The 19400-nt window shown below is 57.1% G+C and carries 19 protein-coding genes and 1 pseudogene; 8 read left to right on the top strand and 12 right to left on the bottom strand.

Going from position 1 to position 19400, the window contains the following annotated elements; all coding sequences use genetic code 11:
* The first annotated feature begins 417 nt into the window (after positions 1-417).
* Complete coding sequence (locus tag AAEZ03_RS29310; protein ID WP_502947943.1) at positions 418-765, top strand: DUF6124 family protein; 348 nt, start codon at positions 418-420, stop codon at positions 763-765.
* 31 nt (positions 766-796) lie between these two features.
* Here the strand turns inward: AAEZ03_RS29310 and AAEZ03_RS23760 are convergent, their stop codons facing one another.
* Positions 797-1693, bottom strand: coding sequence for a hypothetical protein (locus AAEZ03_RS23760; protein ID WP_350581979.1), 897 nt, complete (start codon positions 1691-1693; stop codon positions 797-799).
* Between the two features lie 762 nt (positions 1694-2455).
* On the opposite strand from AAEZ03_RS23760, the pseudogene AAEZ03_RS23755 reads away from it, so the two are divergent.
* Positions 2456-2554, top strand: a pseudogene (locus AAEZ03_RS23755) (transcriptional regulator); the annotation flags it as partial.
* Positions 2555-2610: 56 nt separating this feature from the next.
* On the opposite strand, the gene AAEZ03_RS23750 reads toward AAEZ03_RS23755, so the two are convergent.
* The 3 genes from AAEZ03_RS23750 to AAEZ03_RS23740 are packed head-to-tail and all read right to left on the bottom strand — an operon-like array spanning position 2611 to position 4392.
* Positions 2611-3291 carry a GNAT family N-acetyltransferase gene (locus AAEZ03_RS23750; RefSeq protein ID WP_278940302.1) on the bottom strand — a complete coding sequence of 227 codons (681 nt, stop codon included), beginning with the start codon at positions 3289-3291 and terminating at the stop codon, positions 2611-2613.
* Between the two features lie 14 nt (positions 3292-3305).
* Positions 3306-3758 carry a GNAT family N-acetyltransferase gene (locus tag AAEZ03_RS23745; protein WP_123750581.1) on the bottom strand — a complete coding sequence of 151 codons (453 nt, stop codon included), beginning with the start codon at positions 3756-3758 and terminating at the stop codon, positions 3306-3308.
* Between the two features lie 4 nt (positions 3759-3762).
* Complete coding sequence (locus tag AAEZ03_RS23740; protein WP_350581976.1) at positions 3763-4392, bottom strand: FMN-binding negative transcriptional regulator; 630 nt, start codon at positions 4390-4392, stop codon at positions 3763-3765.
* 89 nt (positions 4393-4481) lie between these two features.
* On the opposite strand from AAEZ03_RS23740, the gene pdxR reads away from it, so the two are divergent.
* Positions 4482-6038, top strand: coding sequence for a MocR-like pyridoxine biosynthesis transcription factor PdxR (gene pdxR, locus AAEZ03_RS23735; RefSeq protein WP_350581974.1), 1557 nt, complete (start codon positions 4482-4484; stop codon positions 6036-6038).
* 108 nt (positions 6039-6146) lie between these two features.
* Here pdxR and AAEZ03_RS23730 read toward each other — a convergent pair whose 3' ends face one another.
* From AAEZ03_RS23730 to aspA, 6 genes are all read right to left on the bottom strand, one after another.
* On the bottom strand, positions 6147-7184 hold the full coding sequence (locus AAEZ03_RS23730; RefSeq protein WP_262125478.1) for a histone deacetylase family protein: 1038 nt from the start codon (positions 7182-7184) through the stop codon (positions 6147-6149).
* 152 nt (positions 7185-7336) lie between these two features.
* Complete coding sequence (locus tag AAEZ03_RS23725) at positions 7337-8329, bottom strand: AraC family transcriptional regulator (protein WP_350581971.1); 993 nt, start codon at positions 8327-8329, stop codon at positions 7337-7339.
* 53 nt (positions 8330-8382) lie between these two features.
* Positions 8383-9387, bottom strand: coding sequence for an asparaginase (locus AAEZ03_RS23720; RefSeq protein ID WP_123750576.1), 1005 nt, complete (start codon positions 9385-9387; stop codon positions 8383-8385).
* Between the two features lie 56 nt (positions 9388-9443).
* Positions 9444-10865, bottom strand: coding sequence for an alanine/glycine:cation symporter family protein (locus AAEZ03_RS23715; RefSeq protein ID WP_350581968.1), 1422 nt, complete (start codon positions 10863-10865; stop codon positions 9444-9446).
* 359 nt (positions 10866-11224) lie between these two features.
* Complete coding sequence (locus tag AAEZ03_RS23710; protein WP_350581966.1) at positions 11225-12208, bottom strand: RHS repeat-associated core domain-containing protein; 984 nt, start codon at positions 12206-12208, stop codon at positions 11225-11227.
* Positions 12209-12585: 377 nt separating this feature from the next.
* Positions 12586-14010 carry an aspartate ammonia-lyase gene (gene aspA / locus AAEZ03_RS23705; RefSeq protein WP_048373753.1) on the bottom strand — a complete coding sequence of 475 codons (1425 nt, stop codon included), beginning with the start codon at positions 14008-14010 and terminating at the stop codon, positions 12586-12588.
* Positions 14011-14190: 180 nt separating this feature from the next.
* Here aspA and AAEZ03_RS23700 point away from each other — a divergent pair, with 180 nt between their 5' ends.
* Positions 14191-15099 (top strand): LysR substrate-binding domain-containing protein, encoded by a 909-nt coding sequence (locus AAEZ03_RS23700; protein ID WP_273224584.1) that lies wholly within the window; start codon positions 14191-14193, stop codon positions 15097-15099.
* Between the two features lie 50 nt (positions 15100-15149).
* Here AAEZ03_RS23700 and AAEZ03_RS23695 read toward each other — a convergent pair whose 3' ends face one another.
* Both AAEZ03_RS23695 and AAEZ03_RS23690 read right to left on the bottom strand, forming a co-directional pair.
* A complete protein-coding gene (locus AAEZ03_RS23695) occupies positions 15150-15746 on the bottom strand; it encodes a M12 family metallo-peptidase (RefSeq protein WP_350581963.1) in 597 nt (198 codons plus the stop codon).
* 40 nt (positions 15747-15786) lie between these two features.
* Positions 15787-16341: a zinc metalloprotease gene (locus AAEZ03_RS23690; RefSeq protein ID WP_350581960.1), complete on the bottom strand. Its 555-nt coding sequence runs from the start codon at positions 16339-16341 to the stop codon at positions 15787-15789.
* A 433-nt stretch (positions 16342-16774) separates the two neighbouring features.
* On the opposite strand from AAEZ03_RS23690, the gene purE reads away from it, so the two are divergent.
* From purE to AAEZ03_RS23670, 4 genes are all read left to right on the top strand, one after another.
* Positions 16775-17266 (top strand): 5-(carboxyamino)imidazole ribonucleotide mutase, encoded by a 492-nt coding sequence (gene purE, locus AAEZ03_RS23685; RefSeq protein ID WP_047279087.1) that lies wholly within the window; start codon positions 16775-16777, stop codon positions 17264-17266.
* A gap of 11 nt (positions 17267-17277) precedes the next feature.
* Positions 17278-18363, top strand: a complete 1086-nt coding sequence (locus AAEZ03_RS23680; RefSeq protein WP_350581957.1) for a 5-(carboxyamino)imidazole ribonucleotide synthase — start codon at positions 17278-17280, stop codon at positions 18361-18363.
* A gap of 104 nt (positions 18364-18467) precedes the next feature.
* Positions 18468-18716 carry a GlsB/YeaQ/YmgE family stress response membrane protein gene (locus AAEZ03_RS23675; protein WP_048373764.1) on the top strand — a complete coding sequence of 83 codons (249 nt, stop codon included), beginning with the start codon at positions 18468-18470 and terminating at the stop codon, positions 18714-18716.
* A gap of 80 nt (positions 18717-18796) precedes the next feature.
* Complete coding sequence (locus AAEZ03_RS23670; RefSeq protein WP_123750571.1) at positions 18797-19333, top strand: DUF3299 domain-containing protein; 537 nt, start codon at positions 18797-18799, stop codon at positions 19331-19333.
* Positions 19334-19400: the final 67 nt, after the last annotated feature.

Below are 19400 nucleotides of genomic sequence, written 5' to 3'. Positions count from 1 at the left end.
TTAAACCGCTGTGTAGGGGCGAGCTTGTCTCGCGATCTTTTAAAGATCAAAAGATCGCGAGACAAGCTCGCTCCTACGCGGGGGTGAAATCAGGCATTTCGTACGACGTTTCCCTTTCAATCCACAGAAACTTCCGAGAAAATTCGCATCGCTTGCGCCAGCCAAAATCGGGGTCTAGTCTCGCCCCGTCGCTGCTAATCAGCGATTGGGTTTAGTAGCCCGGTTCTCACTAGGCGCAATGCGCCACCTCTGCGAGGCGCCTTTTTTCGGCCTCAGCTTTATGGTGGCCGTGCGCAGGGCGCCCTTGTGGCGCGCCGGGTCTCCTAGTGTGCCGGTCTACTAACCTGCGTGCGGCTGCCACCCCATCGTTTAGTAGCGATCAGTGACAGCTCCTTAAACCCACTAGGAGTCATCGTCATGAAAAAAATAGTTCCCGACCCGCCTGCAACTCCTCTCGAGACGGCTCTGAGTACAGACCCGTTATTGGATCAAGCCGCCGCTGATCGCGCCTTAAATCACTACCTGCTCAAACCACCTGTGCCTCAACCCAGCAAAACTTCAAGCTATGTCATATGTGACAGCGTTAGCTTGGAATCGGCTTTGGTCGAAACTTCAGGGTTGTTGCGCTGCGCGAGTGCTTCGGCAGGTGAGGTGGGCAATAGTTTGAGCGGCGCTCAGCGTGATCTGGTGTTGTCGGTATTGCATCTGGTCGATATGGCCCGGGCATACGTAGACAAATCGCTGGACGGTTTGAATACGTATTAATGATGTGCGCGCCTGGTGACGGCAGGCGCGTTTAAATCGTTTGAGCGGCGGCAGACTCGATCAGGCCAAGGTACAGGCCTTGGGCGATTAATTTCTCAACGGGGATATAGATCCAGGTGCTAACGCCTTCTTTATCAATCACCGCAGTCAGCACCGCATCGCTAGAGCTCTTGAGGTTCGAGTAAGCGGGAAAGTCCACCTTGTCGATGCCTTGGCGATCCAGCACTGACTGTGCGTGTGCATGCAGCTCATGGGCTGGCATCCAGCCACGCCATGTCCGTTCACCCTCGCTCATTCCAGATGCCATCTGTGCATCCCTCAGGTAGCTGGCCAGAGTGTTCCACGGCGCTTTGAAGTCGTTGCCGTTTAGCGGGTCAGGTAGATCAAATGTCTGGTTGCGAAAATCAATATCGCGCGCTGTCAAATCCAGAAACGCGACCTGACGTTCGACCGAGGTAAATGACCCTGAAGCATCAAAGGCAATATGTGAAAGTGAAAGCCTGTCCAGTGCCCTGAATGGGTTGTTAAAGGCAACGGTGTCGTGCAGCTTTTCGCCGTCGTAGAGTGATGTCAGAAGATAGTTGCTCGCCTGCATAGACAGAGCAATACGTTGCTGCGTCTGCCCCTTAGGCAACTCCTGTAGCGCCTGCGCCTCTTTGCCGTGGGTGGAGAGTTGCTGGTGAAGGTCTTCCATCAAAGGGTCAAAGCCCTCCGCCGCCGAAGCATTACTGGTTGCAGTGCGGCGTAACAAGGCTGTTATCTCCAGGGCGGCAGCAGACAAAGACACATTGACGCTTGCACCAGCAGGCATCGCTTTGGCTGCTGAAGCGTGTGGGCTCATGGCGGTTGAGCTATCAACACACTTAATCGTCACGCCTGGGGCTATAGCCCGATTGTTCATCAGAAAATCTGCTCGAATTTCGGTCATAACAATTCCTCTGAATCGGCAAGCCTCGGCAACTCAGGTCTGCAGATCTGGTTTCTTTAGAAGTCATTAAATGCCTGTGTCGAGCAGTACATCGACAGTGTGTTGGGGTAACTTTAATAATTAATCTGCAACTGGCTGGTTGCGTTTATTTATTCAGGGAATTCTGATTGTTGATGCCCTGAAGTGTTAATAGTAAAAGGCGAAAGTTGCAGTGTAGTTGTAGGGGATTCTCCATGTAGGGGATTGAAATGTAAGACATGTCGCAGATGTAGCGCCGGTTGATACAGCGCTTTTAGCAAAGCGTGGGCCGGATACATAAACTACGTGGGAAGCCAAACCTACAGGTAGTCCCAGTCCCTACACGCTTGTAGGTAGCGCTCATCTCTGAAGAGGTCCCCCCAAAATCATATGAGACTGGGAGCGACTGTCCTGGCCCAACAGTGGCTGGAAAAACTCCGGAAGGGGAACTAGATACAAGCTGCAAAACTTCAGGGGTTGAGTTTTGAACGTTTAGGCTGAAAGAGTTTGCCTGCACGACACTTGTGCTTAAAACACATCCGTTGAAAAGAGTGAAAAGTAGAGTTTTTTAAGACGTTGATTTCTCATTTGTGTAGTCCTTAAAGGCGAAGTGACTATTTCATGTGAAACCAGAAAGTAACGTATGTGATCCTTGATAAAGAGTATTTGTTTATCGTAAGCGCATTAAACACTCAATATTCAGCGCAGAGGTAAGCATTAAACAGTAGGTCGGCTTTGCTGGTTGAACACGACGAGGGCAATCCCACGCTCAAGTCCTTGAATGCAGTCTTCAAACCGTTCGGTCTGCAAATGGGTGTGGTACGTCGGCCAAGAAAATTTTAAGTCCCTTCTGAACCCAAAAACGCCCAACAGTCCTTGTTGGGCGCATTGATCAAAAATTAATCAGTTAACGCTCTGCATTCTTCAAGCGTCTTGTTTTGACCGCTTTTTGGTTGGTTATCCAGTGCCAGCCATTTTTCAAAGCCTGTCGCTATAGCTGGCCATTCCGTACTAATAATGCTGTACCACGTGGTATCACGATTATTGCCTTTGGCTACCATATGTTGGCGAAATACGCCTTCGTATGTGTACCCTAATCGTACTGCAGTACGATTGGATCGGGCGTTTTCGCTGTTGCACTTCCATTCCAGGCGGCGGTTGCCCAGGGCGAAGGATTCTTTGGCCAGCAAGTAAGCGGCTTCGGTGCTTTTAGGCGAACGCTGCATCGGCGCGCCGAAGGTGACGTGGCCAATCTCGATGCGCCCGTGCTCGGGCACGATGGACATGAGGCTGAGCATGCCCTGCGCCTGTCCCGAGGCTTGGTCGATGACGGTGTAGTAGTACGGGTCTTGGCTGGCGGCATTGCTGTTGAGCCACTGGTCAAAGGCCGCGCGCTCCTTGAATGGGCCGTAGGCCAGGTAGTCCCAGAGTTTGGGATCGCCGTCCGGCCCTTCCAAGGCTAGCCATAAATCATCGCCATGGCGCTGTGGATCGAGCTTTTCCAGACGAATGTAACGCCCTTGGATGACGGGGTTCTGTGGGCGCTTGGCGGGTTGCCAGTGTTCTAGAGATTGAGGCATCGCGGGTTCCTTATTTATGACAAGGCTTTGCGAAACTGGATAAAGCCAGGGCGCTCGGCAATCCGTTCGTAGAGTTGGATCGCTGTGGCGTTGGTTTCGTGGGTCAGCCAATGGACTTTGGCGCAATGGTTGTCGCGGGCGGTGGCGTAGACGTGTTCGATCAGCAGGCGACCGGCACCGGTACCGCGGATTTCAGGGCTGACAAACAGGTCTTGCAGGTAGCAGGAGTTACCGATGCTCCAGTTGGAACGGTGGTAAATGAACTGCACGATGCCCACCGCTTTGTCGCCTTGCCAGGCGATTGCCAGTTGGGTCGGTTCAGCCGGGTCGAGAAAACGCTGCCAGGTCGACTCGCTAACTTCGGCAGGCAATTCGGTGTTGTAGAAGGTCAAGTACGCCTGCCAGAGCGGCAACCACTGGTCGTGATCGGCGGCGGTGGCGGGTTTGATCTGCACGTGCTGGGTCATGTTGCTATTCCTTGGCCATTAAGTGAGCGAGGGCGTGGTCGTGTGAATTGGGGTTTGCCAATAGCCCGTCGCGCACACCGAGTTGGTCAGCAGTGCTGCGGTTTTGGCTGAGTTTGCGTTTGCCGATCAGTCGGGAGATGGGCACGCTGAATCCGACGATGGCCTTTAGCATGCTGTCGATGTATTCGCTGGGGGCGTCGCTGACCGCCCACGGCTCGGGTCGATTGGCTTCATGTTTGCTGCTCAGCCGGCTGACCAATGCCAGCAAGCGGTCGTGATCGTCGAACACGCCGGGTTGGCCATAGGCATGCACGGCCAGATAGTTCCAGGTAGGCACCGCTTTACCGTGTTCGGCTTTGCTGGGGTAAAAGGACGGGCTGATGTAGGCCTGTTCGCCAGCAAAAATCACCAGCGCTTCGCCGCCTTCAACCAGTGCCTGCCAGTGCGGGTTGGCGCGTGCCAGATGGCCATACAACGTACCGTAAGGGCCTTCATCGGGAGCGAGCAGTAGCGGAACATGGCTGGCAATCAGGCCTTGGCTGCCTTGGGTGATCAGCACGGGCAAGGGTGAAGCTTGCATCTGAAGGTGCAAGGCAGCGGTGTCGTTTTCGGCGAAGGCGCGGGGTACGTACATAGAAATATTCCTTGGCGGATGACTGCATCCTAGGCAGGCTAATGGTTCGTTGTAAGAGCCATTAATGGTCATTTTTATAGGTCCAATCCATGCCTGATTCAGCGTTATCCATCGCGTTCAATGCGACCGGGATCGAGCTTGATCCGAAGAAGGGCTTGAGCGCCCAGCTGTATCAGGCGTTGCGCCAGCGGGTGCTGGACGGACGGCTCAACAGCGGTTCGCGGTTGCCGGCCAGTCGCGACTTGGCGGCGGCGCTTGGGGTTTCGCGCAACAGCGTGGTGCGGGCCTACGATCAGCTCTATGCCGAGGGGTTTATTGAAGGGCGGGTCGGTGACGGTACTTATGTGGCGCAATTGCCCGAAAAAGCCTTACCGCTGAAAAAGTTGTCCACCAAGTTACCCACAGGCTTTTCAACAGGGTTATCCACAGGTTTATCCACAAAATCGGTCGATTTACCTGTAATTACATCCAGTAAACTTATCCACAGCGCGGCCTTGGGGAGGGTTATTCAACACCCTTTACCGCTGCCGGCGAAGGGTGCGCCACGGGCTTTTCGGGTGGGGGTACCGGCTTATGATTTGTTCCCGTTTGAGGTCTGGAGCAAGCTCCAGGCGGCTTTTTGGCGCAAGCCGGACATGCAGCATTTGTGTTACGGCGATCCGGCCGGAGAACAGCGCTTGCGAGAGCTGATTGCTGTCTATTTGCGCACTTCGAGGGGTTTATCCTGCACGTCTGAGCAAATTTTGATCACCAGTGGTGCACAGCAAGGAATTAGCCTTTGTGCACAGCTGTTGGTGGAGCCCGGCTGTGGGGTGGCTGTGGAAAACCCCGGGTATCGCGCGGCGGCGCAGGCTTTTGCGATTGCCGGGGCCCGGGTGCAGGGTGTTGCGGTCGATCAAGAAGGCATGGACTGCGCGGCGCTGGCGGGTTTGAACGATTGCACGCTGGCTTACGTGACCCCGTCGCATCAGTACCCCACCGGCGTCACCATGAGCCTGGCCCGGCGTCTGGAGTTGCTGGCGTGGGCCGAGCGCACCCAGGGCTGGATCATCGAAGACGACTATGACGGCGAATACCGCTATAGCGGCGCGCCCTTGGCCCCGCTGGCAGCGCTGGATCGTCAGGGCCGGGTGATTTACGTGGGCACGTTCGGCAAGGTGGCGTTCCCGGCGCTGCGTCTGGGGTATGTGGTGTTGCCGCCTGCGCTGGTTGAGCCCTTTGCTCAACGGCGGGCGCTGGATATGCGCCATTCAGAGGTCAGCACGCAGGTGGTGATGGCGGAGTTCATGGCCGCCGGGCATTTTCAGCGTCATATCAGGCGCATGCGCCGGGCTGCACTGGCGCGGCGCAATGCCTTGCTGGCGGATTGGCCTACCGATATTCCCGGGCTGGGAGCCGCGCCCAGTGTGGCGGCGGGTTTGCACATGAGCGTGCAGGTTTCAAGCGTTGAGCGCGAGCACACCTTGCTGGCGCAGGCTGAGCAGGTTGGGGTTGAGATCAACGGTTTAAGCCGTTATTGGCTGGACGATTCGGTCGAGCCTGTGGATAAACGTGCGGGGTTGGTGCTGGGCTTTGCGGCGGTGCCGGAGGCAGATATCAACGCGGCGCTGATGCGGTTGAAACGGGCGTGGAAGAAAACCCCGTAGTCGCTGACGAGGCACGAGGCTGCGATGGGTTGCGCAGCGACCCCAAAGGCGGTCCTGCGGCCCGCATCGCAGCCTCGTACCTCGGCAGCGGCTACAAGGGCTGTGCCGTTACGCCTTAGCTAACTTCAGAAAACCTTCCAACACGTTGACCGCGTTCACGCCGATTTCCTCTACCGCGTAACCGCCTTCCATCACGAACAAGGTCGGTTTGCCCAGGCGGGCAATGCGTTCGCCCATGAGCAGGTAGTCCGGGCTGTCGAGTTTGAACTGGGAAATCGGGTCGCTTTTGAAGGTGTCCACACCGAGTGATACCACCACCACATCGGCTTCGTAGTGCTCGATCTCGCTGCAGGCTTGTTCCAGTGCAGTACTCCAGCGATCCCAGCCTGAGCCAGCCTCCAGCGGGTAGTTAAAGTTGAAGCCTTCCCCCGCGCCTTCGCCCAGCTCATCGGCATAGCCCAGAAAGAACGGGAACTCGGCTTCAGGATGGCCGTGAATCGAGGTGAACAGCACGTCATCGCGCTCATAAAAGATCGACTGGGTGCCGTTGCCGTGGTGGTAGTCCACGTCGAGGATAGCGACTTTGCTGCGGCCCTGGTCGAGGAAGGCCTGGGCGGCAATGGCGGCGTTGTTGAGGTAGCAATAACCGCCCATCAAGTCGCTGGCGGCGTGGTGCCCAGGCGGACGGCACAGGGCAAAGGCGCTGTGGGCGCCGTTCTGGATGGCCGCTTGCGCCGTCAGTGCAACTTGCGCTGCGCTGTAGGCCGCCTGCCAAGTGCCCGCGGTAATCGGCGCGCCACCGTCAAAGCTGTAATAGCCCAGTTGGCCATGCAGGCTGGTGGGGACTACGGCGCGCAGGGTGCGGGCTGGCCATGTGTACGGGAGCAAGTCGCCGTCTTTGCCGTGTTCGAGCCAGCGGTCCCAGGCACCCTGGAAAAAGTCCAGGTAGGCCTCGCTGTGAATACGCTGGATCGGGTCGCGGCCAAAGTCGTGGGGGCCTTGCACCGGGCCCAGCTCACGGTTTTTGACCCGTTGCAGAATGTGGTCCGCGCGCGAGGGCATTTCGAAGCAAGGCAGCAATTGCCCGTCTATCAACTCGCAGCGGCCATGGTGCAGATGGTGGTCGTCTGAATAGATAGTCAGCATTTTTGTTGTTCTCCGTAGGCTAGATCGGTGACCTACAGTTTTGCGGCGCTGGCGGTTTCAGAGAACGACAGGAGCGGCCAAAAGGAGATCAATATGGCCGAAATAACTGTCCGAAATTCGCCCCTTTTCAGGGCGCGCTGCTCCCTGTTGGCTCATGCCCGAAACTGGCTGGGCGACACGCCACTCCAGCGAACAAAGGCATGGCGAAAGCTCGCCGTTTCGCTAAAGCCCAAGGTGTCGGCAATGCGGTAGATCGGCCATTCGGTCTCGTGGAGTAACAGCTTGGCGCGCTCAAAGCGCAGTTCGTCGAGTAACTCCTGATAGCTGCAGCCCGCGTCATGCAGGTGGCGGCGCAAGGTGCGTGGCGAGCAATTCATTTGCTCGGCCAGCCCTTCCAGTCCCGGTGCGGCATTCAGTTGGGCAGCGAGCAACTGGCGAATCCGCGACAGCCAGGTTTGGCGCCCTGTGAACTCCAGGTTCTGTTTACGGCAGCGCTCAGCCATGGCCTGGTGGGTGATGGTATTGGCCAGCGGCAGCGGGTATTCCAGCCAGTGCCTGGCAAAGGCGAACGCGTTGTCCGGTGCATCAAACAGGCGCGGGCAATTGAAGGTGTGCTGGTAGCGGGCGTGGTAATCCGGCTTGCTGTGGGCAAAGCGCGCGGCGAGCAAAGGCAGCGGCTGGCCGATCAAGTCTTCGCAAATGACCTTGAGCGAGACAAGGCACAGTTGTGCGTTGAACACGGCCAGTTGTGGGTCTTCATGGTAGTGATCGGCACAGAACCAGACCTGATCGTCCTCGACCTTAAGGCTCAGCTCAAAGAGTGTTCCCAGCAGTGCCGGGTAGCGTAAAGCCAAACGCAAAGCGTCACCTAAGGTGGCACTGGTGAGTAGGGCGTAACCCAGCATGCCGTAGGACGACACATGCATGCGGCGTCCCAGTTCCAGGCCGATTTCACGGCGCAAGGCCACGGCGTTGGCGCAGACGCGCATCTCTTGATTGGTGGTGATGCGAAGGTCGGCGCGGTTTAAATCCGCGGCCCGTATGCCGCTACCGGCCAATAAGGCCTCGCTGGGCAAGCCTTCGGCCTCGAAGGTGCTGAGCACCAGCGATACCGCATTTAGCGTGGTGAGATGTGAGTGCAGCATGTTCGCTTCCTGCGTGGGGACACAGGAAGCGAGCAAGTTGTGTGCCGGGGGCGTTAAGCCAACTCGCCACACAGGTCCAATTCAACCAGACGGCGTACGTCAGCGGTGGGCAAGCCCGAGCCCAGCAACGCGTGCAGCTTGCCGAATGCTGCTTCACGGGTCATGCCGCCGCCCGACAGCACGCCAGCCCCCCGCAAGCGGCTGCCGGCTTCGTACACGTCCAGCTCCACTCCGCCTTCGTGGCATTGGGTGATGGCGACTACGGCGATGCCGCTTTCGTACGCCTGTTGCAGGCTTGCGAGGAACGCCGGGTTGTCGCCGGGGCCGGTGCCGCTGCCGAAACACTCCAGCACCAAGGCTTCAATCCCGCTGTTAAGCACGGCATCCAGTTGGGCGGCGCCGATGCCGGGGACCAGCGGCAATACGCCGACACGGGCTTCTTGTTTGGGCTGTTGATAACTCAGCGCCGCTGGCAGTGATTCGGCCTTGGTGCCGCCGCCGTTACGCTTAAGCGCCACAAACGGGTTGCGGCCAAAGCTGCGCACTTTGGCGCAGTGGGTCGGGTCCAGCAGTTCGTCGTGGAAGTACAGCTGCACGCCGTAGGGCTGGCCTTGGGCAAGTGCGCTCAAGGCACCGCTGACGTTTGGCCAGGCATCGCTGTCGGGCACGCCCGCGGGTAGCATCGAGCCGGTGAACAGCACCGGGGCCTGCAAGCCCAGCAGTTGAAAGCACATGGCCGCAGCGCTGTAGGCCAGGGTATCGGTGCCATGCAGGACAAGCACTGAGTCGCAGCCATCCTGTTCGACAGCGTCAATGATCGCGCCGCGCAGGCGCAGCCAGTAGGCGGGTGTCATGTTGGCGCTGTCGATCAGCGGGCTCATTTCACGAAAGCGCCATTGCGGTATCTGCACATGCGGTTGGCTGGCAAGGAAGTCGCGCATGCGCGCTTCAAAGCCAGATGCAGGCGCCAGGCCGATGGCGCTGGCTTGCATGCCGATGGTGCCGCCGGTGTAGAGCACCATGACGCGCTGGGCAGGATGAAGAGTGGCTGCAGTCATTCAGGAGTCCCCATAAGCAAAAACGCGGCGGTTCTATCAGAACCGCCGCGTTGATATTAGCGTTTTGTTTCTTCGGTCTTGGCGGGCGGCAGAGGCGGCCAAGCCTTCAGGTCCAGATCCAGGTCCGGGAATTTACTGGAATCGAAGACGGGCACTTTGATGCCCGCGCTACGCTGGTCATCGTAGTCCTTGAGCACGCGCATGCATATCTTGAACAGCATCGCCAGGGCGATCAGGTTCACGAAGGCCAGCAAGGTCATGGTGATGTCCGCGAAGGCGAAGACGGTTTCCAGGTTCTCAATCGAGCCCCACACAATCAACATCAGCACCAGAGCGCGATAACCCATCAACGCCTTGCGGCTTTCACCGACCAGAAAGCGCAGGTTGTTTTCGCCCAGGTAGTAGTTGTAGAGCATCGAGGTGAACACGAACAACGCCAGTGCCACGCTGATGAACACGCGGCCCCATTCGCCCACGACCGCAGCCAGCGAGTTTTGCGTCAGGGCAATGCCGTCGCCTTCAAAGCCCGGGGTGTAGAAGCCGGACAGCAGAATCAGCAGTGCGGTGCAGGTGCAGATCACGAAGGTGTCGAGGAATACGCTGAACGCCTGAACCACGCCTTGGGCGATCGGGTGTTCCACGTCTGCCACGGCGGCCACGTTCGGGGCGCTGCCCAAGCCGGCTTCGTTGGCGAATACGCCACGTTTTACGCCCATCACGATGGCGCTGCCGATCATGCCGCCAAACACCGGGTCCATGCCGAAGGCACTTTTCACGATGTGGCCGAGCATGGCGGGGACTTGGTCAAATTGCAGCACGATCACGTAAACGGTGACGGCGATGTACGCCAGGGTTTTGACCGGAACCAGCAGGTCTGCCACCGAAGCAATACGCTTGATACCGCCGATAAACACCAGACCCAGCAGCACGGCAATGGCCACGCCGGTGTAGTTGACGTCAAAACCGAAGGCGTTTTGCAGCGAGTGGGTAACGGCGTGCGCCTGCAGGCCCATGAAGGCAAAGCCGAAGGTGATCAGCAGCAGGACCGCCATCAACTTGCCCATCCAGATTTTGCCCAGGCCGTACTTCATATAAAAGGACGGGCCGCCGCGCAGTTGGCCTTCCGCGTCGCGACGCTTGTACAGCTGGCCCAACGAACATTCGATCAGGCTGCTGGACATGCCGACCAGTGCGGTCACCCACATCCAGAACACGGCACCGGGGCCACCCAGGGTCACGGCAATGCCGACACCGGCAATGTTGCCCGCGCCTACACGGCCCGCCAGGCTCAGCATCAGCGCTTGAAACGAGCTGAGTTGGCCGGCGCTGCTGCGCAAGCTGTCTTTGAACACTGCAAACATGTGCAGGAAGTAACGGAGCTGAACGAAACGCGAGCGGATCGTGAAGTAGCCACCGAGCCCAACCATGAGCACGATTAGTACTTTCCCTGAGAGGAAGTCATTGATGACTTCTAGCATGGATTATTCCTCGCTGTTTTTATCTGATGGCAAAACGGCCGGATCAGGGTTACCCATTACGCCCGTCAAGTCAGGGCATAAAGCTAGGTAATCAAAGGGATCCTGGCCATGTTGCTGCTTGGTTTACGATGCTGTTTCCGCACTGCCGATGGCCGCTGTTGCAGGGCCCATGCACGGGAAGAGGGGCGGCACTATACCTAGGAGTGTAGGAAGCGTCTCTATAAGTGACTGATTTTTCATGTGTCAGTCGCCAAACGGACGCCTTTGAAGCACCGCGCAAAGCCTATTCACGCAGATTTGCGCTGTGTTGATCGGGCATCCATGCCAAACGATATGTGGCCTCGGCAAGAGGTCCAAGTTTATAGGCGGATCAATCTAACGCTAAGAGATGTTGGCGGGGTAGTTAGCTCAATGCCCCATTGACCCGTGCGAGCAAGATTATAGATCGGGAGTATGGCTGTGGGGGGCGTAGTGCTTGGTGTTAGCCTTATCAGCCATTCGTCAAGCGCTGCATGGTTCTCAATTGGCGCGGGAGGGGATTTGTTTCTCGTACTAGGCGTTTGTTGAAGGGGGGCGGGCACTTGCGGCTGTTTTCGAGGTGATGCAGGTCTGCTGACGGGAATGTCTTTTATTGCCGAAGTGGCTTTTGTTGAGGTGTTTGTAGGAGGGCGGGGCGTTTTATTATTTGCTTTTTTAGCCAGTGAGGCGGCTGTCTTTTTTGTTGTTGCGGTCGTTTTTTGTACGCTGCCTATAGCTTTTTTAACTCTGGAAAGACTGCTGGATACATCTCTCTGGTTGAAGAGTTTGCGCATTATCAAGAATAGCTTTGCATGCCCCGATGGATCCCCGTAATTGATCGGATCGTTGTCGCAGTACGCATAAGCATTAAATCCACCCTCTTCGAACGGGCTTGACGAATCCGGGCTGTTAAATCGCATCAGTGCCGGGTTGTAAGCTCGATAGCCCTGCCCCAGTAGATAATGGCCCGTTAGGGGCTCGGGGGGGTTGCCATTGAAGCCCAGCAGCAAGCCGTGCATTTGCTCGGGCGATTCATAGCCAAACGGGTTAAAGCTGCGTGTTATGGCACGCTCTTGGTTGACGCCTTCAATCATAGAGCCCTGCACGTCGGTGGCCAGTAACGTTGTGGTGTTAACGCCTTGTTCTTGCTGATGCTGTGCGAGGACATGAGTGTCATGTTGAAACACACAGCATGTGCGCTCGTCCTTGATTTCTGTGGTGATACGAGTGCCTTGATAGAAGCGCTTTCCCGAGGGCGTACCGATCAGGCGATCAAGAGGGTCGTAGCTATAAATAACTGCGGTTTTTGTTGAAGGCTGATTCATTGCTACTCACCGAGGGTCGGGAAAGACGTTCCAGTTGTAGTTCTTTTCGCATGGAGTGACTACCTGGCAGAACTGCTAGGTGCTACTTGTGCTGAGTCAGGGTTTATCATTTTTAGACCAATAGGGCGCTGAACAACGTTCGAGCTCCCAATTTATCCTTGCTGTGTAGTCGGACGTAGTCTCGCGGCGCTCGCCAGCGGTTACGTAAACGTTAATTACACTCAAATCGCAGGCAAAAAAAAGGGCCTGCAGATGTGTCTGCAAGCCCTCAAAAGGTGAGAGGTGTCTAGTCCCTCGACCTGGTGAGCTTCAGTTCTGGCGCAAAGTGCCTGCGCTTCTTTGCTCGGCGACTTTGAGCTCAGAACTGATGGATGGCGTTAGTCCTTCAAAGGCACCAAACGCGGGGCAATCATGTTTTCCGGGCGCAGGATGTCGTCGAGCATGGCGTCGTCGAGCAAGCCTTCTTCGCGCACCAGTTCCAGTACGCCACGGCCGCTTTCAAGGGCGATACGGGCGATACGGGTGGCGTTTTTGTAGCCGATGTACGGGTTCAGTGCGGTAACCAGGCCGATCGAGTGTTCGACCAGTTCACGGCAGCGTGCTTCGTTGGCGGTGATGCCGACGATGCAGTGCTCGCGCAGCATGTCCATGGCGCGTTGCAGCAGGCGGATCGAGTCGAGCACCTTGAAGGCGATCAGCGGCTCCATCACGTTCAGTTGCAGTTGGCCGCCTTCGGCTGCCATGGTCAGCGCCAAGTCGTTACCGATGACCTGGAACGCTACCTGGTTAACCGCTTCCGGAATAACCGGGTTGACCTTGCCGGGCATGATCGAGCTGCCTGGCTGACGCGCTGGCAGGTTGATTTCGTTGATGCCGGTGCGTGGGCCGCTGGACAGCAGACGCAGGTCGTTGCAGATCTTCGACAGCTTGACCGCGGTGCGCTTGAGCATGCCGGAGAACAGCACGAAGGCGCCCATGTCGGAGGTGGCTTCGATCAGGTCGGCGGCCGGTACCAGCGGCTGACCGCTGATCAGCGCCAGACGCTGTACGGCCAGCGCTTGGTAGCGCGGGTCAGCGTTGATGCCGGTACCGATCGCGGTGCCGCCCAGGTTCACTTCAGTCAGCAGTTCCGGAGCCAACGTCTTCAGACGGGCCAGGTCTTCGCCCATGGTGGTGGCGAAGGCACGGAATTCTTGGCCCAAGGTCATCGGTACGGCGTCTTGCAGTTGGGTACGACCCATCTTCAGGACGTGGTTGAATTCAACACCCTTGGCAGCGAAGGCCTGAATCAGGCTGTCGAGGCTGGCCAGCAGGGCGTCGTGACCCAGGAGCAGACCCAGGCGGATCGCGGTCGGGTAAGCATCGTTGGTCGACTGCGCCATGTTGACGTCGTCGTTCGGGTGCAGGTACTGGTACTCGCCTTTCTGGTGACCCATTGCTTCGAGAGCAATGTTGGCGATCACTTCGTTGGCGTTCATGTTGGTGGAGGTACCGGCGCCACCTTGAATCATGTCGACCACGAATTCTTCGTGGAAGTCACCGCGGATCAATCGTGCACAGGCTTCGCTGATGGCGGCGTGCTTGGCAGCACTCAGATGCCCCAGTTCGCGGTTAGCGTCTGCAGCGGCCTGTTTGACCATTGCCAGACCGACAACCAGTTTTGGGTAATGCGAAATCGGAACGCCCGAGAGGCGGAAGTTGTTCACCGCTCGCAGGGTCTGGATGCCGTAATACGCTTGAGCCGGTACTTCGAGGGCGCCAAGCAGGTCGTTTTCTGTGCGGAATGATGCAGCGGAGGACATGATAGAAATCATCTCGATATGGACCCGGTCTGGGCCGGAACGCTGCGAATCCTAGGCTTGCAGACTATTTTGGGCCAATGCCTTTAAACACTATCCTATGCAGAAACGGCATAATGGCGACGTGACGCGACCGCCGCGTCGAACGTGTGACCCAATTTGGTGCGCGTCCGGGAGGACTCGATGAATCTCGAAAGTAAATGGCTGGAGGACTTCAGTGCCCTGGCCGCCACTCGCAGTTTTTCTCAGGCGGCAGAGCGCCGCTTTGTGACTCAGCCAGCCTTCAGCCGACGTATTCGCAGCCTCGAAGCGGCTCTTGGGCTGACCTTGGTGAATCGTTCCCGCACCCCGGTGGAGTTGACTGCGGCCGGTCAGCTGTTTTTGGTCACGGCGCGCACGGTGGTCGAGCAGCTTGGCGAGGTGTTGCGTCACTTGCACCACCTCGAAGGCGGGCAGGGCGAGGTCATGCAAGTAGCGGCTGCGCACTCCCTGGCACTGGGTTTTTTCCCTCGCTGGATCGCTCAATTGCGCAACGAAGGGTTAAACATCGCCACGCGGCTGGTTGCGACTAACGTCGGAGATGCGGTGCACGCTTTGCGCGAAGGCGGCTGCGATTTGATGCTGGCTTTTTACGATCCGGACGCTGCGTTGCAGATGGACCCGGAGATTTTTCCGTCGCTGCACTTGGGCAACACCGAAATGCTGCCCGTGTGCGCCGCCGATGCTGACGGCAAGCCGCTGTTTGATCTGGAAGGTGAGGGCAGCGTGCCGTTGCTGGCGTACAGCGCCGGGGCGTTTCTTGGGCGTTCGGTCAACTTGCTGCTGCGCCAGCGTGCCCTGCGGTTTACCACTATTTATGAAACCGCGATGGCGGACAGCCTCAAGAGCATGGCGCTGGAAGGTCTGGGCATCGCCTGGGTTCCGCGTTTAAGTGTGCGGGCAGAGCTTGAGCGGGGCGAACTGGTGATCTGTGGCGGCCCGCAATGGCACGTGCCGCTAGAGATTCGCCTGTATCGCTGCGCGTTGGTGCGCAAGGCGAACGTGAGGTTGTTGTGGCGCAAGCTGGAAGGTGGCGGAGCTTCAACACTTTGAATGAAGGCCGGGCGTGACGGCCTTCACTCAACGTTTTTCAGCAACTGTTGTCAGTCGAGCTGGCTGACATAGTTGCGGATATTTCCACGGTTCTCATCGCTGTAGCGAAAGCGTGCGCAGGTACCCTCTTTACGCTCCGTTGCCATGAATGTTGCACACCCGTGGGGGCTAAGTTGTTCGGGGTCCACATAGTAAGAGACCGCCGCGTGAGTTGCGCCGAAACAGTGCCCGATTTCATGAGCCACGACAGTGCGGCCCAAGGTGGTGGCAAAAGCGATGTTGGCTTCCTGCAAGGCCAAGCCTTCGACACCCTGCGCAGGGGATAAGTAACCATCAATCAATATCAGATATATATCAGTGGCTTTGGCCGTTCGTTGCTGCGCAGCCCTGTAACCATCAACGGCGTGATTGATGTCAGCTGAAATCAACCCTATATAGTCGTCTAAATTTGGGTGTCGGGTTGCATATGACAGGTAGTCAAAGTCTGTCATGCCTGGCGTGTCGTAGATAAATTCAACGTTGACTGGGCGCTTTGTTATGTCTGAAAGTTCAGGCGTGAATATAGTGAAAAACATGCCTTTCAAGTGTGTTTCATTTTTTACCATGACAGTGTCATGGACAAAGGTATAAATATTAATCGGGAGCATGGCTGAATCCACCGTTCTGTAAAGGTTAGAGACTTATGAGTTAAGGGGCATCGCTCAGGAAGGCTTTGATATGCTCTCTGTTTTTAGGCGTATAGCGATAGCAGTTACCTCGGACATCGGCTATTTCGTGATACATGTACGTCTCGCATTCACCGCCCCACGCATTCCAGCCCAACTCGGCATCTTCATGGGTTGCGTTGAAACTGTGACCGACCTCATGGGCAATCACTTGATAGGACCGGGTGCTGGCAATGACAGCAGGTTTGCCGGGGTAAGCGCACCCCAGGGTCGTGGCGTTGATCGGGTCTTTGGTGACTAAAATATAGCGCTCGGTTTTGCCCCACTCCAAACCCTTGTCGTTTTTGTAGCCGGCGGCGGCTTTTTGCCAACTCCATAAAATGTCATCTACGTTTTCGCCCTTGTAGTTATGGTCTGTCACACCCTGTACATGACGCACTTCATTAAAGGCAAAGGACCTGCCGGTAATAAAAGATATTTCTTCGGTGAATTCTTTGAAATAGCCCCGGCCCAGTGTGTGGGCGATGCTGCCGGGTACATCGTCGTGAACAAAGATATAAAGCGTAATCGGTTTCATGTTAATCATCCTTAATTAAGGCCCTGACACGTTGTTAGTGGTGTGAGCGCCGCCTGCAGTCCTTGCAGGTGTTTAGTTATTTGGGTGGTGCATAAAGAGTTAAGCGCTTATTACGTGTTTGCGGCATACATCGAGTTCGATTCAATAAGTAGCCAATATCACCATGTGTCGTAAGTCTGGCAGCAGGCGGCAACATGCCTCGAACACTGTCAATTATTGACCTGTCGGTCAGTAAAACCAGTCGTTTCAGGGTTTGATTTGCCTGCAGACAGATGGTCGCCAAAGGTGCTTTCAAATGGCCTCTTTGGGGTATACTGCGCGGCCTTCGGCTGGCATGACCGGCCTTAATTTCTATAACAAGCCACGTCGGATCCTCCACGTGGCTTGTTGTTTTTTGACGCGCCTGCGGGCGCCCAAGAGAAGAGGCGCGACGATGAGTGCACTGGTAGGCGTGATCATGGGCTCCAAGTCCGATTGGTCCACCCTCAGCCACACCGCCGATATGCTGGAAAAACTCGGCATTCCTTACGAAGTTAAAGTGGTCTCTGCCCACCGGACTCCGGATTTGCTGTTCCAGTATGCCGAAGAGGCCGAAGGCCGCGGGATCGAGGTCATTATTGCCGGAGCCGGTGGCGCAGCCCACTTGCCTGGCATGTGTGCCGCTAAAACCCATTTGCCTGTACTCGGTGTGCCGGTACAGTCGTCGATGCTGTCGGGCGTCGACTCGCTGCTGTCGATCGTGCAAATGCCGGCTGGCATTCCGGTCGCTACTCTGGCCATCGGCAAAGCTGGCGCGATCAACGCCGCGCTGTTGTCGGCGAGCATTCTGGGCGCCAAGCACCCGCAGTTCCATACCGTATTGAAAGCATTCCGTGCAGAGCAGACTGACAGCGTGCTGGACAATCCAGACCCGCGCCTGGCCTGAGGTTTTTGACGATGAAAATCGGTGTAATCGGTGGCGGCCAACTCGGTCGCATGCTGGCCCTGGCGGGGACTCCGCTGGGCATGAACTTCGCCTTCCTGGACCCGGCACCTGATGCCTGCGCTGCGGCTTTGGGCGAGCACATCCGTGCGGACTACGGCGATCAGGATCATTTGCGCCAGTTGGCCGACCAGGTTGATCTGGTGACGTTTGAGTTTGAAAGCGTCCCGGCTGAGACCGTGGCATTCCTGTCGCAATTCGTACCGGTTTACCCGAGTGCCGATGCGCTGCGCATTGCCCGTGACCGCTGGTTCGAAAAAAGCATGTTCAAGGACCTGGGCATTCCGACGCCTGCGTTCGCTGACATCCAGTCCCAGGCGGATCTGGACGCGGCGGTGGCCAGCATCGGTCTGCCTGCGGTGCTCAAAACCCGCACCCTGGGGTATGACGGCAAAGGTCAGAAAGTGCTGCGCACTGCGGCTGATGTCGAAGGGACGTTTGCTGAGTTGGGCAGTGTTGCCTGCCTGCTTGAAGGTTTTGTGCCATTTACCGGCGAAGTGTCGCTGATCGCCGTACGCGGTCGTGATGGCGAAACCCGGTTTTACCCGTTGGTGCACAACACCCACGACAGCGGCATTCTCAAGTTGTCGGTAGCGAGCACGGATCATCCGCTGCAAGCTTTGGCCGAAGACTACTCCAGCCGCGTGCTCAAGCACCTGGATTACGTGGGCGTGATGGCTTTCGAGTTCTTTGAAGTCGACGGTGGCCTCAAGGCCAACGAAATTGCCCCGCGTGTGCATAACTCCGGCCACTGGACCACCGAAGGCGCCGAGTGCAGCCAGTTCGAAAACCACCTGCGCGCCATCGCTGGCCTGCCGCTGGGTTCGACGGCCAAGGTGGGCGAGAGCGCCATGCTCAACTTCATCGGCCGCGTACCGCCGGTTGAGCAGGTGATCGCGATTGCCGACTGCCATTTGCATCACTACGGCAAAGCCTTCAAGGCCGGCCGCAAGGTAGGCCATGCCAACCTGCGCTGCGCCGACATGGCCACGCTGAACGCGCAAATCCAGCGCGTTGAGGTATTGATCGACGAGGCATAAGCCTGCAGTCGACGGAACCATTGCGGTGTCGTTGCTCTCTGATGGCGTGAAACCAAAGTGCTGACTAGGCTTTGGTTAACGCCATCTAATGAGAGGACGCGTGCATGGGCATCATCGGAACCATTTTTATCGGCTTGATCGTTGGCCTGCTGGCTCGTTTCCTGAAACCGGGTGACGACAGCATGGGCTGGATCATGACCATCATCCTGGGTATCGCGGGCTCTTTGGCGGCGACCTATGGTGGGCAGGCGTTGGGTATCTACCATGCTGGCGAAGGTGCTGGCTTTATTGGTGCGGTCATCGGCGCCATTATCCTGCTGGTCATTTACGGCATGGTGAAGAAAAAGAGCTGATCGCGTGCGGCCCTCTCTGCGCCGATCGCAGAGAGGGCTAGAATGCGCGACGTATTCACTTCTCTTTGATTGAGCTCTTCATGCGCCGCCTTCTACTGACCTTTCTTTTGCTGGGCTGCGGCCTGGTACACGCGGCAGAATTGCCCGAAACCGACTGGCTGGACTTGATGCCCAAGTCGGATCAAAAAGCCCTAGAAGCCATGCCTGAAATCGATCACAACTCGCCTGAAGCTCAGGGGACGTTTACCGATAAGGGTGGCTTGAAGCAAAGCAAAGGCCTGCCGGCCGTGATGTATTCCAACAAAACGGTCGCCAGCATGAACGGTAAAAATATCCGTTTGGGCGGTTACCCCGTGCCGTTGGAAACCGACGCCAAGGGTCGCAGCACGCTGTTTTTCCTGGTGCCTTACCCGGGGGCTTGCATCCATGTGCCACCGCCGCCGCCCAACCAATTGGTGCTGGTGCGCTATCCAAAAGGCTTGAAGCTGGACGACATCTACACGCCGCTGTGGGTGATGGGCACGTTGAAAGTCGAGAAGGTCAGCAATGACCTGGCAGATGCGGCTTATGCACTGGATGCCAGCAAAGTGCGGGTGGTGGTTGAGGCGGATTTGTAAACGCTGACTTGTAGGAGCGAGCTTGCCTCGCGATCTTTTAAACGATCAAAAGATCGCGAGGCAAGCT

The organism is Pseudomonas sp. HY2-MNA-CIBAN-0224, from assembly GCF_040310285.1.
In the GTDB taxonomy this organism is placed as follows: domain Bacteria; phylum Pseudomonadota; class Gammaproteobacteria; order Pseudomonadales; family Pseudomonadaceae; genus Aquipseudomonas; species Aquipseudomonas helleri.
Note: the sequence above shows the minus strand (reverse complement) of the source record. Positions and strands in the feature narration are given on the sequence as shown.

Coding starts and splice junctions, on each gene's coding strand:
- AAEZ03_RS23670 (WP_123750571.1), top strand. CDS start 18,797: ATGCGCCGCCTTCTACTGACCTTTCTTTTGCTGGGCTGCGGCCTGGTA.
- AAEZ03_RS23675 (WP_048373764.1), top strand. CDS start 18,468: ATGGGCATCATCGGAACCATTTTTATCGGCTTGATCGTTGGCCTGCTG.
- AAEZ03_RS23710 (WP_350581966.1), bottom strand. CDS start 12,208: ATGAATCAGCCTTCAACAAAAACCGCAGTTATTTATAGCTACGACCCT.
- AAEZ03_RS23720 (WP_123750576.1), bottom strand. CDS start 9,387: ATGACTGCAGCCACTCTTCATCCTGCCCAGCGCGTCATGGTGCTCTAC.
- AAEZ03_RS23730 (WP_262125478.1), bottom strand. CDS start 7,184: ATGCTGACTATCTATTCAGACGACCACCATCTGCACCATGGCCGCTGC.
- AAEZ03_RS23695 (WP_350581963.1), bottom strand. CDS start 15,746: ATGCTCCCGATTAATATTTATACCTTTGTCCATGACACTGTCATGGTA.
- AAEZ03_RS23715 (WP_350581968.1), bottom strand. CDS start 10,865: ATGCTAGAAGTCATCAATGACTTCCTCTCAGGGAAAGTACTAATCGTG.
- AAEZ03_RS23745 (WP_123750581.1), bottom strand. CDS start 3,758: ATGACCCAGCACGTGCAGATCAAACCCGCCACCGCCGCCGATCACGAC.
- AAEZ03_RS23740 (WP_350581976.1), bottom strand. CDS start 4,392: ATGTACGTACCCCGCGCCTTCGCCGAAAACGACACCGCTGCCTTGCAC.
- AAEZ03_RS23690 (WP_350581960.1), bottom strand. CDS start 16,341: ATGAAACCGATTACGCTTTATATCTTTGTTCACGACGATGTACCCGGC.
- AAEZ03_RS23700 (WP_273224584.1), top strand. CDS start 14,191: ATGAATCTCGAAAGTAAATGGCTGGAGGACTTCAGTGCCCTGGCCGCC.
- pdxR (WP_350581974.1), top strand. CDS start 4,482: ATGCCTGATTCAGCGTTATCCATCGCGTTCAATGCGACCGGGATCGAG.
- AAEZ03_RS23680 (WP_350581957.1), top strand. CDS start 17,278: ATGAAAATCGGTGTAATCGGTGGCGGCCAACTCGGTCGCATGCTGGCC.
- purE (WP_047279087.1), top strand. CDS start 16,775: ATGAGTGCACTGGTAGGCGTGATCATGGGCTCCAAGTCCGATTGGTCC.
- AAEZ03_RS29310 (WP_502947943.1), top strand. CDS start 418: ATGAAAAAAATAGTTCCCGACCCGCCTGCAACTCCTCTCGAGACGGCT.
- AAEZ03_RS23725 (WP_350581971.1), bottom strand. CDS start 8,329: ATGCTGCACTCACATCTCACCACGCTAAATGCGGTATCGCTGGTGCTC.
- AAEZ03_RS23760 (WP_350581979.1), bottom strand. CDS start 1,693: ATGACCGAAATTCGAGCAGATTTTCTGATGAACAATCGGGCTATAGCC.
- AAEZ03_RS23750 (WP_278940302.1), bottom strand. CDS start 3,291: ATGCCTCAATCTCTAGAACACTGGCAACCCGCCAAGCGCCCACAGAAC.
- aspA (WP_048373753.1), bottom strand. CDS start 14,010: ATGTCCTCCGCTGCATCATTCCGCACAGAAAACGACCTGCTTGGCGCC.